This is a genomic window from Rhodopila sp., assembly GCF_965276935.1.
Classification (GTDB): domain Bacteria; phylum Pseudomonadota; class Alphaproteobacteria; order Acetobacterales; family Acetobacteraceae; genus Rhodopila.
On the sequence record NZ_CBDIBS010000002.1, the window covers coordinates 212768 to 230115 of the forward strand.

16 protein-coding genes and 1 pseudogene are annotated in these 17348 nt (G+C 64.6%); 10 read left to right on the plus strand and 7 right to left on the minus strand.

Annotated elements, in window-relative coordinates:
- Nucleotides 1-10 precede the first annotated feature (10 nt).
- The 5 genes from ACQY4S_RS03985 to ACQY4S_RS04005 form a co-directional block, all read right to left on the minus strand.
- Nucleotides 11-1753, minus strand: a complete 1743-nt coding sequence (locus ACQY4S_RS03985) for an IS1634 family transposase (protein ID WP_428483124.1) — start codon at nt 1751-1753, stop codon at nt 11-13.
- A 99-nt stretch (nt 1754-1852) separates the two neighbouring features.
- Nucleotides 1853-2188 carry a hypothetical protein gene (locus ACQY4S_RS03990; RefSeq protein WP_428483900.1) on the minus strand — a complete coding sequence of 112 codons (336 nt, stop codon included), beginning with the start codon at nt 2186-2188 and terminating at the stop codon, nt 1853-1855.
- Nucleotides 2189-2207: 19 nt separating this feature from the next.
- Nucleotides 2208-2405 carry a hypothetical protein gene (locus tag ACQY4S_RS03995; RefSeq protein ID WP_428483901.1) on the minus strand — a complete coding sequence of 66 codons (198 nt, stop codon included), beginning with the start codon at nt 2403-2405 and terminating at the stop codon, nt 2208-2210.
- Nucleotides 2406-2602: 197 nt separating this feature from the next.
- Nucleotides 2603-3073: a Cu(I)-responsive transcriptional regulator gene (gene cueR / locus ACQY4S_RS04000; RefSeq protein WP_428483902.1), complete on the minus strand. Its 471-nt coding sequence runs from the start codon at nt 3071-3073 to the stop codon at nt 2603-2605.
- Nucleotides 3070-5493 (minus strand): heavy metal translocating P-type ATPase, encoded by a 2424-nt coding sequence (locus ACQY4S_RS04005; RefSeq protein ID WP_428483903.1) that lies wholly within the window; start codon nt 5491-5493, stop codon nt 3070-3072. The genes cueR and ACQY4S_RS04005 overlap by 4 nt, the downstream gene beginning before the upstream one ends.
- A 127-nt stretch (nt 5494-5620) precedes the next feature.
- On the opposite strand from ACQY4S_RS04005, the gene ACQY4S_RS04010 reads away from it, so the two are divergent.
- On the plus strand, nt 5621-5830 hold the full coding sequence (locus tag ACQY4S_RS04010) for a heavy-metal-associated domain-containing protein (RefSeq protein WP_428483904.1): 210 nt from the start codon (nt 5621-5623) through the stop codon (nt 5828-5830).
- Nucleotides 5831-5876: 46 nt separating this feature from the next.
- Nucleotides 5877-6041, plus strand: a complete 165-nt coding sequence (locus ACQY4S_RS04015; RefSeq protein ID WP_428483905.1) for a hypothetical protein — start codon at nt 5877-5879, stop codon at nt 6039-6041.
- Between the two features lie 3 nt (nt 6042-6044).
- Here ACQY4S_RS04015 and ACQY4S_RS04020 read toward each other — a convergent pair.
- A pseudogene (locus ACQY4S_RS04020) lies at nt 6045-6866 on the minus strand (DUF1028 domain-containing protein).
- 160 nt (nt 6867-7026) lie between these two features.
- Here ACQY4S_RS04020 and ACQY4S_RS04025 point away from each other — a divergent pair.
- From ACQY4S_RS04025 to rpiA, 8 genes are all read left to right on the plus strand, one after another.
- A complete protein-coding gene (locus ACQY4S_RS04025) occupies nt 7027-8544 on the plus strand; it encodes a PAS domain S-box protein (protein ID WP_428483906.1) in 1518 nt (505 codons plus the stop codon).
- 157 nt (nt 8545-8701) lie between these two features.
- Nucleotides 8702-8896, plus strand: a complete 195-nt coding sequence (locus tag ACQY4S_RS04030) for a CsbD family protein (RefSeq protein WP_428483907.1) — start codon at nt 8702-8704, stop codon at nt 8894-8896.
- Nucleotides 8897-9073: 177 nt separating this feature from the next.
- Complete coding sequence (locus ACQY4S_RS04035; protein ID WP_428483908.1) at nt 9074-9922, plus strand: YsnF/AvaK domain-containing protein; 849 nt, start codon at nt 9074-9076, stop codon at nt 9920-9922.
- 115 nt (nt 9923-10037) lie between these two features.
- On the plus strand, nt 10038-10298 hold the full coding sequence (locus ACQY4S_RS04040; RefSeq protein WP_428483909.1) for a GlsB/YeaQ/YmgE family stress response membrane protein: 261 nt from the start codon (nt 10038-10040) through the stop codon (nt 10296-10298).
- 464 nt (nt 10299-10762) lie between these two features.
- Nucleotides 10763-11758: a glucokinase gene (gene glk / locus ACQY4S_RS04045; RefSeq protein ID WP_428483910.1), complete on the plus strand. Its 996-nt coding sequence runs from the start codon at nt 10763-10765 to the stop codon at nt 11756-11758.
- Between the two features lie 63 nt (nt 11759-11821).
- Nucleotides 11822-12904 (plus strand): transaldolase, encoded by a 1083-nt coding sequence (gene tal / locus ACQY4S_RS04050; protein ID WP_428483911.1) that lies wholly within the window; start codon nt 11822-11824, stop codon nt 12902-12904.
- Nucleotides 12905-12920: 16 nt separating this feature from the next.
- A complete protein-coding gene (gene pgi, locus ACQY4S_RS04055; protein ID WP_428483912.1) occupies nt 12921-14543 on the plus strand; it encodes a glucose-6-phosphate isomerase in 1623 nt (540 codons plus the stop codon).
- Nucleotides 14540-15232 carry a ribose-5-phosphate isomerase RpiA gene (rpiA, locus tag ACQY4S_RS04060; protein ID WP_428483913.1) on the plus strand — a complete coding sequence of 231 codons (693 nt, stop codon included), beginning with the start codon at nt 14540-14542 and terminating at the stop codon, nt 15230-15232. Before pgi ends, rpiA begins: the two co-directional genes overlap by 4 nt.
- A gap of 266 nt (nt 15233-15498) precedes the next feature.
- Here rpiA and ACQY4S_RS04065 read toward each other — a convergent pair whose 3' ends face one another.
- A complete protein-coding gene (locus ACQY4S_RS04065) occupies nt 15499-16830 on the minus strand; it encodes an IS4 family transposase (protein ID WP_428483309.1) in 1332 nt (443 codons plus the stop codon).
- Nucleotides 16831-17348: the final 518 nt, after the last annotated feature.

A 17348-nucleotide genomic window follows, 5' to 3' on the forward strand; every position in this document is an offset into this window, starting at 1 on the left:
TGCTTGCTGTCTACGCTGCCGTCAATTCGACCCCCAACAGACTGAGTGCGCGGCGCTGTATCGGCGTTGCGGTGGTCTGAACGGTAAGCATCTTCTGCCCTGCGAAGCAGACGGTGTTTCGGGCCAATGTTGCCAGATCGCCCAGCAGGGTGCGGAAGCTGTGCACCGGCTGGAGCTCGCCGCTAGCGTCCACCACGCGCTGCGTCGAGGCCTTGCGATAAGCCGCCTTGGAGACCTTGGCCTTGGCCACTGGCGACGTCCGCTCTGCTTCGGCCGACGCGCGGTCATGATCGTCGAACAACATCGGCGCCAGCGGCTGGCGCATATGCCACTCCAGGTAATACGCCAGCATGCACAGCAGGACATGCGCGCGTACCCGCGGCGCGGTCCAATGGAACACCGGCCGCAGGTCCAGATCGACGCTCTTGAGGCAGCGGAACGCGCGCTCTACCTGGGCCAAGGCTTTGTAGGCCCGCACGGTCCCGGCGGTATCGATCTGCTTGGCGGGGAGGTTGGTGCGCAGCACGTAAAAGCCATCGAACCTGGCTTCATCGGCGATCGCTTCGGCCTTGCGCGTGAAGTCAAATGCGGCGTCGGTGATGGTCAACGCGAAATGCTTGGCCATCTTGCGTTTGCCCAGGAGAGCGCCGACCGCGCGGCCGATGTCCCCAGCCCCGCGCAGAGGGTTCTTCGCGCGCGTCACCCGGGCCTGGATCTTGCTCAGGTCGGCCTCGGTCAGCGCCAGTAACGCGTCACGCTTGCGTTGGCGTTCCGCCGCCAGCAGCGGGTTCTGGCACACCACCAGCCGTTCGTCGGGATAATCCGGGCTGCTGATCTCAGCCATATCGCGGGTGTCGAACAGGGAGAATTGCAGCTGTCCGCCTTCCGCCAGTTGCCGGATCGCCGGGGCACGCAGCGCGGTGATCCAGTCTAGGCCGGCGGGGCGGAGGGCTTGTTCGATCCGTGCGGCGGTGAGCATGCCGCGGTCGCCGACCATCACCACGTGGCGCAGCCGCAAGCGCTGCTTCAGCTTGCTGATCTGCGCCGCGACGGTGGCCGGGTCGGCGGTGTTTCCCTCGAACACCTCGACCGCCACGGGGCAACCATCCGCGGCACACAGCAGGCCGATCACCAGTTGCGGCCGATCGCCACGGCTGTCGCGGCTGTAACCGTGGTGGGCCAGCGGACAGCAGCGGCCCTCGAGGTAGGTGGAGGTGACGTCGTAGAGCACCAGCGCGCCGTTCTTCAGATGGCGGCGGGCGAGTTGGTTTTCGATGAAGGCCTGCTCGCTGCCGAGCCAGTCGAGGGTGGTGTAGATTTCGCCGGCGGTAACGCAGCCAAGGCCGAGGCTTTCACCCAGCGAGTGGCTGGCGGTGGCGCTGTCGAGCATGCGCGCTGTCGCCAGCTTCGCCGCCGGGTCGAGCAGTCTGGCGACGATCAGCGCCAGCGCCAGGTCACGGCGGCGCGGCGGGGCGCGGCGCGGCAGCAGATCGTCGAGGCCGATGCGCCGTGCCACGCTCAGCGCCGCAAGCACGTGGCCATGCGGCAGCGAGCGGCGGATCTCGAAGCCGTTGTCACCAACCGGGGCGAGCGGGTCGCCACGCAGGGCAGCACGCAGAGTCTCGATGCGCTCGACCGGCAGCTTGGAGAGGTTGGCCAGCGTGCGGTTCTTGACCTTGCCGTCCTCGCGATAGGTTTGGCGCAGGAGGAAGGACGGTTTGGCGTTACGGTTTGGGACCTTGGCGATGTGCATGAGGCATAGAATCAAACCGGTTCGGCCTGTGTCAAGGAGAAATTCGCCAAATGCTTGACTACGTTCGTGGCACGTTTCCTTGGTAATCAACCGGATGGCTCAAAAACACAGCAAAGTTCGGCCTAACGTGCAGCCACTGCCGCAATGCAGGGCACCGTTGGCAACCATCACCGGAAATGGCGTTTCCCGCTGGTTCGGCGGGTCCTCATCTCGCTGCATGGCCGCGTGCATCTTGTCGTGCGTCGCAAGTCTGCCGTAGGCAAAATATTGCCAGAGGATCCAGACCGTCCCGAATAGCGCCGTCACCGGCCAGACAACGTTCATGATCCACATGTGCTGCTTGTGCCGCACGACATCGATTGCAATGATGACCATGCAGACTACGCCAAGCAGCAGGTAGGCAATCGACACGTCGTGCAGCCAGGTCGGGATCACCTGCATAAAGTCCGGGTGTTCACGCTGCCATCTTCCGGCAACTGTCGACGCAGGCACGACAGGCCTTCACGCAGTCCTCCATGCCGCCGACCTGCTCGCAGCTCGTGGCGCAGGCCGCGCGGATCTCGGCACATTCGCGGCAGGTGCGTTTATGGAATTCAGTATTGATCAACATCATCACGGCGCAGGTCCGGCAGATCTCCGCGCAGGCCAGCATGAGGCGGAATGCCGGGGCTCAACATACCTGCCGCCGACTTCGAGGCGGTGGTGCGAGGCCATGCCAAGGCAGGTGCCATGGCATTGTCGACGTTCCTCAACACAAGCGCGCATTTCGGTAGACAGATTCTGCATGGGAAACTTCCAGGCTGGTTGACCACGTTGTCCAGGAAGGCGTGTCCCATATGGGAAGGTTCCCTAACGAGACGGTGAGACGGCAGAGCGATACCTGACCTGCCCGGTGGCTGGCGCGCGTGGCGATGGCCTGACCTGGGTCGCGGCGGCTTCGGCGAGATCGTCGATGATCGGGCAGCCGGGTCGATGGTCGCCTTCGCAGCGTTCGGCCAGGTGGCGCAGTGCGCTGCTCATTTCAGCGATTTCGCGAGCCTTCGCGTCAAGCGCCGCGACATGCGCCAGCGCCAGGCGCTTCACGTCGGCGCTAGCACGCTTCTCATCGCGCCACAGCGCCAGCAGGCCGCGCATCTGATCCACCGAAAAGCCGAGGCAACGGGCGCGTTTCAGGAAGCGCAGCGTTTGCACGTCAGCCGGGCTATAGCGGCGATAGCCGGCGTCGCTGCGTTCGGCTGGCCTGATCAGCCCGATGCTCTCGTAGTAGCGGATCATCTTGGCGGAGACGCCGGTCGCCGTGGAGGCTTCGCCAATGTTCATAGACCCGTCTCCGGCCGCCAACGCCGCAGCAGCAGCGCGCTGCCAACCACGCTGACGCTGGAGAACGCCATCGCGGCGCCCGCCACGACCGGGCTGAGCAGCCCCGCGGCGGCCAGTGGAATACCGACGATGTTGTAGGCGAAGGCCCAAAACAGGCCCTGCCGGATGCGCTGGAAGGTGCGCGCCGCGATGTCCAGCGCCGCCGGCACCAATCCTGGGTCGCCGCGCATCAACGTGATGCCAGCCGCGGCGGCGGCGGCGTCCGTCCCCGTAGCCATGGCCAAGCCGAGATCGGCCGCAGCCAATGCCGCCGCGTCGTTCACGCCGTCGCCCACCATCGCGACTGGTCCGCGTGCCCGCATGGTGGCGATCAGTTCGGCCTTGTCGGCGGGCAGCGCGCCGGCCCGCACGTCGTCGATGCCAAGCATGCGCGCGGTCGTGTCGGCGGCACCCTGGCTGTCGCCGGTGAGAAGCACGACGTGCAGCCCACGGGCACGCAATGCGGCAACGGCCTCCGCCGCTCCTGACTTGGGCGCGTCGCCGAAGCCAAGCAGGCCAAGCAGCCGGTCGCCTTCGGCCAGATAGGAAACCGTCCGACCTTGACTTTCCAAAGTGCGGGCCGCCTGGGCAAGGGGACCGAGGTCCACCCAGGTCTCATGCATCAGCCGGGCGCTGCCGAGCCGGAGCGCGCGGCCCTTGACTTCACCCTCCAGACCCCGCCCCGGAAGGGCGCGCACAGAGCGGGCGGCCGCAACGTCGCGCCCTTCAGCGCGGGCCAGGACGGCGCGAGCAAGAGGGTGCTCGCTGCCGGCCTGCAAGGCTGCCGCCAAGCACAATACATTTTGATCGGTCTCGCCAGGAGCAGGCTCCAGGGCGACCAGTTCCGGCCGGCCCGCGGTCAATGTGCCGGTCTTGTCGAACACCACGGAGCGGATAGCACCGGCTTGCTCCAGCGCCGCGGCGTCGCGGATCAGGATGCCGTGCCGGGCGGCGATGCCAGTGCCGACCATGATGGCTGCCGGTGTCGCCAACCCAAGCGCGCAAGGGCATGCGATTACCAGCACGGCAACGGCATTCACCGCCGCCAGCTCGAAGCCGCTGCCAGCCAACCACCATCCCAGGAACGTCAGCACGGCGATACCGACCACGAGGGGAACGAAGACGGCGCTCACGCGGTCCACCAGACGCTGCACCGGCGGCTTGGCCGACTGCGCGTCCGCTACCAGCCGCACCATCCGCGCGAGCTGGCTTTCGGCGCCGGTTGCCGTCACCTCCGCCAGCAGCAGCGCCTCGCCGTTGAGCGAGCCGCCGACAATGCGGCTGCCGACGTCCTTTGCGACCGGCAGGCTCTCGCCCGTCAGCAGGCTCTCGTCAGCGCTACCTATACCTTCCCGCACAATTGCGTCGGCGGCGATGCGCTCGCCGGGCCGGATGACCAACCAGTCGCCCGGGCGCAGTTCGGCGGCCGGAATATCGCGTTCGGCGCCGTCGCGGCGGACCCTGGCGCGATCCGGCCACAGCCGCTCCAGCGCGCGGATGGCCTCCCCGGCCTGGCGCCGCGCACGGCCCTCCAGCCATTTGCCGATGCGCACCAGGGCAATCACCGCGGCCGAGGCCTCAAAGTAAAAATGGCCGGCGCGGCCCTCCGCCAGTTCCCAAAGACTCAGCCCGAAAGCCGCGCTGGTGCCGAGGGCGACCAGGGTATCCATGTTCCCCATGCCGCTCAGCAAGGCTTTCCAGGCGCCGCGGTAGAACCGGGCACCGAACACGAACTGGACGACCGCGGCTATGGCAAGCTGGTCCCAACCGGGCAGCACCAGGTTCACGCCAAACGGCATCAGCAGCATGGGCAACAGAAGAGGAGCGGCAAAGGCAAGCGCGAATGCCGCCATCACCCCATCCAGCCAGGCGGTCCGGTCACGGGTCGTGGCCGCTGTGCCACCCTGTGCGCCGGCGGTTTCGATGGGAGCGGCGTCGTAGCCGGCGCGGCGGACAGCAGCGGCCAGCTCGTTCAGGCCCGCCGCGCCGGCGATCACCTGCACCCGCGCCCGTTCCGTCGCCAGGTTGACCTCGGCCGAACACGCGCCTGGCACCGCCAGCAGCGCCCGTTCGACGCGGCCCGCGCAGGACGCGCAGGTCATGCCGGTGATTGCCAGATCAATGGTCTCCGTCGCCGCGGGATAGCCGGCCGCCGCCAGCGCGTCGATCAGACGGGCAGTGTCAAAGCCGGCGCCTGGGGTGATCGACGCGCGTTCGGTGGCAAGATTGACCGTTACCGCCTCGACGCCGGGCACGGCGGCAATCGCCCGCTCTACCCGGCGAACGCAGGCCGCACAGTTCATCGCGGTCACGCCCACGTCCAGCCGTGTCTCGGAAGCTGTCAATCCGTGCTGTCCGCGTTCGAGAATGTGTTGATCCATGCCGCTCGCTCCGACCACTGACCTGCCACATGAGGCTTCCCATCATGGGAAGGTCAAGGGGTGAGAGGGGCTTGACCTTCCTATTAGGCAGGCGTGCAGACCGATAACAGTCGAAGGAGGTTCAACCATGCTCATGTTCAAGGTAGAGGGAATGACCTGCGCGCACTGCGAGCGTGCTGTCACCAACGCGATACACCGCATCGATCCAGATGCGCGGGTGGACATCGATCTGGCGGCTGGAACCGTCAGAACCGACAGTCAGGCGAGAACCGACCAATTGGCAGACGCGATCCGATCGGAGGGATATGAGGCCAGTGTTTCCGCCAGCCACGGCTAACGAACTGGCGGACCCACCGCCTGTCATGCCATGAGTTTCCATGCGCTTGCCGACGTTCGCCGGCAGCATTCTGCTCACCCCGGCGTCTGCCGGCCACGGGCGGCCTGCCGAGTTGCTGACTGGTGTCCATGCGCTGCCCGATGGCCAGCCCAAGGTCGGCGCCAACCTGGCGATGTCGCCGGCCTCGATCAAGTCAGCGAGATTTTCTTGACCGTTACCGCCGGAACCGCAGGTCCGATCCTTGCGCGATCCATCCGGCCTCGATCGCGTCCAGGTCGGTCTGGCCGGATGGGTTGGTCTTGGACGGCGCCAGGCCTATGCGGGCCACGCCTTCCACCTGCCAGATCGCCAGCAGCCGACGGAGTTCCCGCAGCGGCTCGGGGTGATCATCAACGCGCAGGTTCAGGTCCGGGAAATCCTCGGTGGTGACCATGACCATGGCGGCGGACTGCTTGCCGCGGCTGTCGCCGCCGGCATCCTCCCCGGCCTGCATCGCGGCCATCAGGCGGTCCGGCATGGGCAAGTCGCGGCTGGCCTTCCAGGCGGCCAGGGTGGCGGCGACCGTCGGCTCGCCCGTCAGCATGTTGCCGGCCACGCTGATCCCGCCGGCGGAAACGCTGCCGCACCAGTCAACGCAGTTTCCACCGGTCCAGGCGGCGGTGCGGCCATGATGATCAATGGCATGAACCTGACGGATGCCGCGTCCCTCATCGCCGGCCAGCGCACCCTATATCGCCGCGTCGGGGGCCAATCCACGCGCCATGGCATCCAGAATCGCCGGACCCAGGTACCGATTGGTCATCGATTGGGTGGACACCGCGCCAATGCCGGCACGGACGAAGGGGCACGATGCGCCGACAGCGAACGCCTTGGTGGCGACGGCGACGGCGAATGCATCGGTATTCGGGTCATGGGCAACGATCGACCAGGTCATGGCGGCGATGTTCCTTCGGTCGCGACCTAAAGCCTTGTCGTCATTGGTGCAAGGACATGAGCTGGAATCAGCAGCAGCGTGATCGTGCAGGCGATGCGACATCGGGAATGGACGCCGCGAGACAGGACAACCGCTGTCATCAAGCGACGCATTCGCTGAAGGTCGTTCCCGGCAATGGACGCGCCTGAGCGGAGGAGCAGGCGCCCGGGACGCGGCAAGTTGATCAGTCTGGCTGAAGCGCTTGTCGTGCTACCGTCGGGATATGACCAAAAGCATTCCCAGCCGGCCGGCGGACAGAACCCAGTTACAGCAGATTATTGCTGGATTGACCGAGGGCGTCGTGATGATCGCGCCCGACCAGACGATTACCTGGGCCAACGACACGGCTTTGGCGCTGCACGGCGTCAAGGACGTGCGGGACCTCGGCGGAACCGTCAGCGAATACCGGCGCCACTTCGAGCTCAGGTACATCAACAACGAAGCAATCCCGCCCGAGGACTATCCGATGGACCGGCTCCTGGCTGGCGAGACCTTCAGTGAGCTGGTTGTGCAGGTCAGCCGGCGCGGCGAGGCAAAGCACCAGGTCCACCAGATCAGGACCCTGGTGGTCACGGACGTGAACCGGGAGCCCGACGTGTTCGTCCTGATCGTCAACGACGAGACCGAGCGCTTCAACGCCGAGGAGCGATTCGAGCGCGCGTTCGGGGCCAACCCGGCGCCGGCCGTCATCGCGCGGTTGTCGGACATGCGATACGTCAAGGTCAATCACGGCTTTCTGGAAATGACGGGATTTCGGCGCGACGGCATCATCGGCCGCTCGCTGCACGAGATCGACGTTCTGCAAGGTGCCGAGAAGCGGGATCTGGCTGTCAAGCGCCTGCATGCCGGGGAGACGATCCCGCAAATGGAAGGATGCCTGATCCTGCCGGACGGGCGGGAAAAGGTGGTGCTGCTTGGCGGTCAGCCGATCGAGATCGGCGACGAGGCCTGCATGCTGTTCACCTTCGCCGATCTGCACCTGCGTCATCAGGCGCAAACCGCCTTGCGGCACAGCGAGGAAAGGTTCGCCAAGGCGTTCCACATGGCGCCAGGACCAATGGCGATCCTGACACTGGACGGGCTGCGCATCCTGGACGTCAACAGCGCTTTCACCACGGCGACGGGCTGGCGTCGGGAAGAGGTGGTCGGCCGTGGCGAGGCGGAACTGGAAGTCTGGGGCCAGGGTGAGGTGCGCGAGCAGCTTGGACGTCAGCTCAAGCAGACCCGGCATCTGCGCAGTGTCGAGATACAGCTTCGCACCAAGGGCGGCGACGTGGGTGATTATCTGATGTCGGCCGACATCGTGGAGATAAACCAGGAACCCTGCGTGCTGAGCGTGATGCTGGACATGACCGAGCGAAAGCAGACGGAGACCGCGCTGCTCGCCGCCGTTGAAGCCGTCATGCAGGATACTTCATGGCTCGGCCAGAAGATCGTCGAGAAGCTTGCCGCCATCACCAGCACCGGCCGCTCCCCCGGGAAGGTGCCCGAGGTTGCCGCGTTGCCTGAACGGGCTCGCGAAGTGCTCGCACTGGTTGCACAAGGCCTCTCCGACGACGACATCGCCAGCACGCTCGGCATCTCGCGGAACACGGTTCGGAATCACGTGTCGGTGATTTACGCCAAACTCGGCATTCGAAAGCGTGGCGCCGTCATTGTATGGGCGCGAGAACGCGGCCTGGGAGCGACCGCAAAGTCACGGACAAGTAAAAGGAAAGCGAAGCGTCCGTCAGGTCGCTAGTATAAATCTACCCTTAGGCTGGTGCAAAACAACCTGTGGATCAGCGACTAAATAACTGATTTTGCTTACTGGATTTTCTCAACGAACGTCGCCTATTCCGCATCGTGCATCGTCGGAATCCGCCGGCGAAGCCCCAACGGATGGGAAGGGCTGTTCAATGGACAAGGATCGCAAGGCCGGAATCGGCAAGAAGATTTCTGGCTTCTTCAAGGAAGCGACCGGCAAGGTCACCGGCGACAGCAAGACGCAGACGGAGGGAGCGGCGGAGCAGACCGCAGGCAAGACCCAGAATGCCGTCGGTGGTGCCAAGGACGCGATGCGCGACACCTTGTCGCGCCGCAGCGAACGCTGATCCTCAAGGCAGTCCACCCGCATCGCGTAATGACCATGACGCCCGCTGTCGAAACCATTGTCGTGCGATGGCGGCACCGCATCGTTGCGCGCACCAGACCTGACAGCCTCATGCGGAACGATATTGGGATGGCTATCAGGCCGCCAGCAGAACCCGATCATCAAGGGATAAAGCACGATGAGACGTAACATAATCGTCGCCGCCTATGACACGCCGGCACAGGCGGCACGGGCCGCGCAGGACCTGGAGACATTGGGTATTCCGGAAAATGCCATCAGCGTTCACACCGGCCATGCCAATGCATCGAGCGCGACCGCAACGCAACAGAGCCGCGAGCCGAACTTCTGGTCGAGCCTGTTCGGCAGCGCGCCGAAGCATGCGGCGGCGGCCTATGACCGAAGCGTCGCCAGCGGCTCAGCCGTCGTCACCGCCAAGGTGCGGGAGGCGCAGGTGCCGCGTGCGACAAGGATTCTGGAAAGCCACGGCCCGATCGACATTGACAACCGTAGTGCCAGCCTAGCCCAGACGAGGACGGCTACACATGAGCCGCTTCGTGGCGCCGTGCCGCGAAGGCCACCGGCCGAGGTCGCGGGAAGCAGCGCGGGCAGTCGTGATGCCGATGCCATCCAGCTTTCGGAAGAACGCCTCACGGTCGGCAAGCGCCTGGTCAACCGCGGCCGCACCCGCATCCGCCGCTTCGCTGTCGAGACGCCGGTCGAGCAGCAGGTAACGCTGCACGATGAGAAGGTGACGCTTGACCGACGTCCGGTGGCTGATTGGCGTCCGATCACCCACGCGGATTTCATCGACAAGACAATCGAGGTGACGGAGACCAGCGAAGAAGCGGTCGTCGACAAGCAGGCTTTCGTTACCGAGGAGCTCACGGTACGGAAGCGGGCGTCGGAGCGTCTCGAAACCGTGCGCGACATCGTGCGCCGCGAGGACGTCGAGATCAAGCAGATCCCGGCCAAGAAAGTTTCGCCTGCAACAACTGACGTGGCGCCTCCGCGCACGCGGAAGATCTGAACCAGCCTGACACCGCAACGACAACCGTCGCCGGCGTATTGTTCGGTGGACGAGAGCATACTGCCGCCCAGTGTCACACGCGCCGGACGGAACCCCACAACAAGAGGAATACATCATGTCCATCATTGCCTGGCTCGTTCTCGGCCTTGTCGCCGGGTTCATCGCAAGCAAGGTCATCAACCAGACCGGAGAAGGCCTTCTCCTCGACATCGTGCTTGGCATCGTCGGCGCATTCGTCGGTGGCTTCCTGTTCTCGTTGGTTGGAGCCGCTCCCGTCACCGGTTTCAACATCTATAGCCTGATCGTGGCCATCATTGGGGCGATTGTTGTCCTGGTGATCTATCATGGGGCATTCGCTCGGCGGTCGCTTCGATGACCAGATCAGAGGGGCCTACTCGCTTCAGGTGGAGCGCCTGGAGCAGATAGGTCTTGTTCTCGGTCTGATTTGCCGTTCCGGCGCCTGACCTCGTCAGGCGCCGGATTGGTATAATACGCTAACAGCAAGATCAGAACGATCTTATGCAAGCGGCCAAAGCCGTGCCGGTCCACAAGCATGCCGTGTTGCGCGATGACCGGCACCATTGGGTAAATTGAACAAACCCGGCAGCGCTGTAATCCTCGGAACGAATTACCTCAAGCCGCATCCCAGCTTTCGTCGGCAAACCAAGATCTGGCCGTCCTGGAGGACTGGAATCCGCTATGTCTGACCCAGATAATCCGTTACGCATTGACCCGTGTGATTGTTCGCGCTGTTTTGTGCCGTTGGCTGAGGTATGGATGCCACAGGCGGATGGTTGGCCGCTTGAACAGATCCAGCCGGTCTGGAAGGAGAAGCGCGGGATGATATTAATCGCGGGCGATATCGGCGGCACGACGACACGGCTCGCGCTCGTCTCTTCACAGGCGGGACCGCGCGCCTTGGTTGCCGAGCAGGCGTTCCACAGCGCTGATTACCTAGACCTTCAGCCGATCGTCGAGACATTCCTGGCCAATACCGGCGTCCAGGCCACCTCCGCCTGTTTTGACGTCGCCGGCCCGGTGATCGACGGGCGCGCGCATCTGACCAACCTGCCGTGGCAGCTTGAGGAAGTCGCGTTGGCCAAGGGCCTGGGCCTGCAACGGGTGACGCTGCTGAACGACCTGCAGGCCATCGCTCATGCGGTGCCGCATTTGCAGCCGGAAGAAACGGTCGAAATCAATCCCGGCGAAGCCGAACCGCATGCGCCGATCGCGGTGCTGGCGCCGGGCACAGGGCTAGGTGAGGCGTTCCTGATCTGGAGCGGTACGGACTACATCGCCTGTGCCTCGGAAGGCGGCCACGCGGATTTCGCACCGACCAATCAGGTCCAGGCCGGACTTTGGGCCTTCGTGACCGAACGATTTCGTCATGCGGCCTATGAACGGGTTTGCGCCGGCTCTGGTCTGCCAAACGTGTACGACTATGTCCGGTCGCTCGATCCTACATCCGAAAGCCTCGACTTCGCCGCGCTGTTGCGGGCCGCTCCTGATCGTACGCCGGTGATTGTCGATGCCGGGCTGACGGATGCCGATCATAATCCGCTGGCGGCCGAGACGCTGCGCATCGTCATCGATATCTGGGGCGCGGAGGCGGGCAATCTCGCGCTGAAGGTAATGGCGACCGGTGGGGTCTACCTAGCCGGCGGCATGCCGCCGCGGATGGTGCCGCAGCTTCAGGACGGCGCCTTCATGCGCGCCTTTACCGCCAAGGGCCGCTTCGCCGACTTGCTGCGCACGGTGCCGGTTCACGTCATCGTGATCAACGCCGCCCTGCTCGGGGCAGCCATATATGGGCTGGAGCAGGCGGCCGGTCGTTGAATGGAGGACCTGCCGTAGCCGGCCGATCTTGTTCTATTCGGCAAACGACAAAGGAGTTGATCCATGGCCTCAGACGCACCCAAGGCACTCAACCGGCTCGGTCAGAGCCTCTGGCTCGACAACATCACGCGCGACCTGCTGGATAGCGGGACGCTGAAGCGCTACATTGATGAATTGTCCGTGACTGGCCTGACCTCCAACCCGACGATCTTCGACAACGCGATCTCGCGCAGTTCCTGGTATGACAAGGAAATTCGTCGGCAGTTGGATGCCGGCGCATCAGGCGAAGGGTTGTTCTTCAACCTTGCTGTTCAGGACCTCAGCCGCGCGGCCGATTTGTTCCTGCCGATCCATCAGCGCACCGGCACCGTGGACGGTTTCGTTTCGCTGGAGGTATCGCCGGTGTTCGCCTACGATACCAAGCAGACGGTTGAGCAGGCCAAGACGCTGCACGATCAGGCGAACAAGCCAAACGTGTTCATCAAGATCCCCGGCACCCCCGAAGGGCTGCCGGCGATCGAGGATTCCATCTATGCCGGCGTGCCGGTCAACGTGACGCTGCTGTTCTCCACTGATCAGTACAAGCTGGCGGCCGATGCCTACATGAAGGGCCTGGAACGGCGCGTTGAAGCCGGGCTTTCGGCGGATGTACGCTCGGTTGCCTCGCTGTTCATCAGCCGATGGGATGTCGCGGTGAAAGACAAGGTTCCGGCAGACCTGCGTAACACCCTGGGAATGGCGGTGAGCCGGCAAGCTTACAAGGCGTATCGAGACATCCTAGAGAGCGACCGGTTCCAGCGGCTGGCGAATGTCGGAGCGCGGGCACAGCGGCTGCTGTTCGCCAGCACCGGCACGAAGGACAAGACCGCCTCGGACACGCTGTATATCGCCGGCCTCGCGGCGCCGAACACAGTGAACACGATGCCGGAAGAGACGCTGCTGGCATTTGCCGATCACGGCAAGACCACGCACGCACTGCCACGCGATGGCGGCGATTTCGACGCGACGCTCGACGCGCACCTCAAGGCGGGCATCGATCTGACGGCGTTGTCGACACAGCTTCAATCCGAAGGCGCGAAGGGCTTCGTCAAGTCCTGGAATGAACTGTTGGGCGCGATCGAGGCCAAGAGCAAGGTCCTGGCCTGAACACCGGAGAACGCCGATGACCGCGCTTACCGCAACGCCGGCCTGGCAGGCACTCACGGCGCATCATGCGCAAATCAAGGACGTGCATCTGCGCACCCTGTTTGCTGATGACCCCGGTCGGGCGGAGCGGTTCGCGGTCGAAGGCGCGGGCCTGTTCCTAGACTACTCGAAAAACCGCGTCACCGACGAGACGCTGCGGCTGCTGCTGCAACTGGCGGAAGAGCGGGGCGTGGCGAAACGGCGGGACGCGATGTTCGCGGGTGAGACGATTAACATCACCGAGCGCCGAGCCGTGCTGCACGTGGCGCTCCGGGCGCCGCATGGCAGCAGCATCACGGTTGATGGCGCCGACGTGGTGCCCGACGTCCATAAGGTGCTGGACGCAATGTCGGACTTTTCGACGCGGCTGCGCAGCGGCGCGTTTGCCGGCCATACCGGCAAACGCATCCGCAACGTGGTGAACATCGGGATCGGCGGATCCTACCTCGGGCCGGAGATGGCGTATCGCGCGCTGCGCCCGTTCAGCGACCGGTCGATGACCTTCCGCTTCGTCGCCAATGTGGATGGCGCGGATTTTCACGAGGCCACGGTTGACCTGGACGCGGCGGAGACGCTGTTCATCGTCTCCTCCAAGACCTTCACCACGCTGGAGACGATGACTAACGCGGCGACGGCGCGGGCATGGCTGGTGGCGAAGCTTGGATCGGAGGCGGCGGTGGCGAAGCATTTCGCCGCGGTTTCCACCAACATCCCCGCGGTTACCAAGTTCGGCATTGATCCCGCCAACACGTTCGGCTTCTGGGACTGGGTCGGCGGCCGCTACTCGATGGACGCGGCGATCGGCCTATCGACGATGCTGGCGATCGGGCCGGACAACTTTCGCGCCATGCTGAGCGGCTTTCATGCCATGGACGAGCACTTCCGCACCGCGCGCCCGGCCCAGAACCTGCCGCTGCTGCTGGGTCTTCTGACTGTCTGGTACAACAACTTCTTTGGCGCCCAGACCTTGGGCATCATGCCGTACGCGGCGCATCTGGCGCGGTTTCCGGCCTACCTGCAGCAGCTTCAGATGGAGAGCAACGGCAAGCACGTCGATCTGGATGGGCATGTCGTGAACTACCAGACCGGGCCGATCATCTGGGGGGAGCCTGGCACGGATGGACAGCACTCGTTCTACCAGTTGCTTCACCAGGGCACCAAGCTGATCCCCTGCGACATGATCGGCTTCTGCCAGCCGCTCAGCCCGCTGGCCGAACAGCATGACCTGCTGATGGCCAACCTGTTCGCCCAGGCCGAGGCGCTGGCCTTCGGCAAGACGGAGGCTGAGCTGAAAGCCGAAGGCTCGCCCGCCTTCCAGACGCCGTTCCGCGTCATGCAGGGCAACCGGCCGACCAACATGATCCTGGCGAAAACGCTCGATCCCGCGACACTCGGCAGCCTGGTGGCGCTGTATGAGCACAGCGTGTTCACCCAGGGCGCGATCTGGGACATCGACAGCTTTGATCAGTGGGGTGTGGAGCTGGGCAAGGCGCTGGCCAGCCGCATCATCCCCGAACTGGATCACGGGGCGGAGCCGAAGCTGACGCATGATGCCTCCACCAATGCGCTGATCCGCCGCTATCGGAGCCAGCGCGGATGACAAGCCTGAAGCAGCGGGCCGGCGAGGCGGCGGCGGCGCTGGTCGAACCGGGCATGGTGGTCGGACTAGGTACCGGCTCCACGGCAATCTTTGCCGCGCGCAACATCGCGGAACGACTACGGGCAGGCGGCCTGAGGGACATCGTCGCCATCGCCACGTCCCGCGCGACCGAAGCGGCGGCGAGGGAGCTTGGCATCTTCTTGCTGGCTGACGACATTCCCCGGGAGATCGACATCACCATTGACGGGGCCGACGAGGTGGACCCTTCGCTCGACCTGATCAAGGGCGGCGGCGGCGCATTGCTGCGCGAGAAAATCGTCGCTCAGGCCAGCCGGCGGGAGGTGATCGTGGTGGACGAAAGCAAGCTGTCCCCCCGGCTCGGCACGCACTGGGCCTTGCCGGTGGAAGTGCTAGAATTCGGCTGGCGCTCTCAGGCGCGCTTCCTGCAATCGCTGGGTGCTGCCGTCATACCCCGTGAGGTCGACGGCGTGCTGTTTCGCACCGATCAGGGAAACATGATCCTGGACAGCCGGTTTGGACCGATCACCGATCCCACCGCGCTGTCCGCCAAACTGGGCGCGCGGGCCGGCATCGTCGGGCACGGGCTGTTCATCGGCATTGCACAAGATCTTTTCGTCGCTGGCGCGGACGGCGTACGTCATGTACGGCGGGAAGGCCCGAGCGCCTGACGGGATCTGTAGTATCCGCCACGTTGATTAGTCGTTACTTTTCGCAACTGTTGAAATTGGCGGCGCACGACCGTGGGAAGCGTTGTCTTCCCCTGCCAAGTCAGCTTGGTGGCTGCTGACTAATAGAGAGGTTTTCGATCAAGCTGCACCAATTCGTCATGGCCGGACTTGTTCCGGCCATCCGCCCCCAAGCCGTTGGTGCGAAGATGGCCGGGACAAGCCCTACCGGATTCACACAACATGGAAACGATCTGGCGGCTGCTGCGTCAAGCATGGCCCGGCTGATGCCTTGCGATGTGGTATCCCATGAGCATTGCGTTAAAGCGGGCGAGGCCGGCATGAATGACAATGGGTCCCGGCTTGCCGTAGTAGCCGGTCCAGCCGCCGAGGCGTGCGCATACCCAGGTGGCGTAGGCCAGCGAGCCGGGGGGGTGCGGGTTTTTCTGCTTGGCGGTGTTGCCTTCGAGGGTGGTGCAAACGGCCTGCAACACGGGTTGATCGTCGGGGTCGAAAGCGTCGGTCAGCGGCCGAGCGGCGGTTCCGTCCCGGTCATGCACCATCTGCATGACCTTGACGGCGGCGATCAGGGTGGTGGCGACAAGGTTCTCGAAGGCCGCTTCGTCCTGCATTTCGACGGCCTCAATGTCGAAGCCCTGGGTTTTCATGACCCGGAACACCTGCTCGATGCTCCAGCGGCGGCGATAGAAGTCGATGATGCGTTGCGCCTCTGGCAGGGTTTGCACCGGGTGCGTTGTCAGCAGGCGCCAGTGCAGCGGCTTCACTCGCGGCGGTGCATTGACTTCCCGCGCCTCGACGTAGGTCAGGCTCAGTTTCGCCGGCAGCCGGGCGGCTTCCGCCGCGCGGTTGCGCTTTGGCCGGCGCAGCGTGACCGGGCAGGCAGACAGCACCACCTTGGCCTGGCGTTCGGCGCGGCCGGGGGCGGCTGGCACGTGCACCACGCTGCCGCCCAGTTCGCCCAGCGCGGTGGGGGCGGCATACAGCCGCGTCGCGTCGGCCAGCACGCGGTTGTGGTGGCAGCGGATCAGCAACTCCGTCGTCGGCGGGCGCAGCGCGAAGGCCTCGTAGAGGTCGCATTCGCGATCGGCCACCGTGGTGACGCAGGCCGCGCCAGCCGCCGACAGCCGCGCCGCCTCTTGCGTCGCCTCCAGCCAACGAGCGCTTTCCTTGTCGCCGAACGCTCGTTTGTTGCAATGCGCCGCCTGCTTGCCCCGGCGCAGCAGGAAGCTGGCCGCGACGACGCCCAGCAAGGTGCCGTCGTCGGCGTCCACGGCAATCGTCGGATGCAGGTAGTGGCCGCTGTCCTTGCCATCGTCGCGCAGGCTGGTGGTGTCCTGGATCGCCAGCACGTGCCGGCCGCCCACCAAGGCGGCGGTGTGCGTCCGCGCAGCCTCGATCATCTCATCGGGGGTCACGCGGGGGTTGTGCAGGAACCGCCTTATCCTCATCTCGCCGGCCCGGTCGCCGCCCAGCGCGCGCACCTGCACCCGCTTTTGGCCCATCCCGCACAGCCGCTGTTGCATGTCCAGCCAAGCCGCTTCCAAACGACGATCACTGAACAGCGAGGGGTTGGCTGTCATGCCCATGCTCCGCAATGCACTTCTCGATTTGAGGCAGATGACAAGCCCATACCGCACGGGGCCTAGCAAGGTCGTTCATAGGATGTGTGCATCGGGTAGGGACAAGCCCTGGCATGACGGATTCAAAATGGAGCGACTTGATCGGAAAATGCTCCAAATGCATCTTTTGTCGCAGCGCCGGGAATTCTCAGGGTCATGCGGGCATAGATCTTCTGGTGGGGTCACAATAGCGGTTTGTAGGCAGGCCTTCACGCCGCCGCCGTACATGACATTCTAGACGAACGCTGCTCCCACCGCTCTGTTTCAGCACCTATGCGGCGCAGGCCCGCCGTGACCGAACCAGCCGACCGTGTCCACGTCGCGGCAATACATCGTCCACATACTTTATACAGCGGTATTCGCTATCGCCAGCGGCCATCAATGACAACGTCGGTTCGGCCGTTGACGTGGCCCGAAAGCGACCCGGGCGTTCCCGGTGGTGCGCTGGAAACATCACAACCGGCTAGCGCGGTCACTGC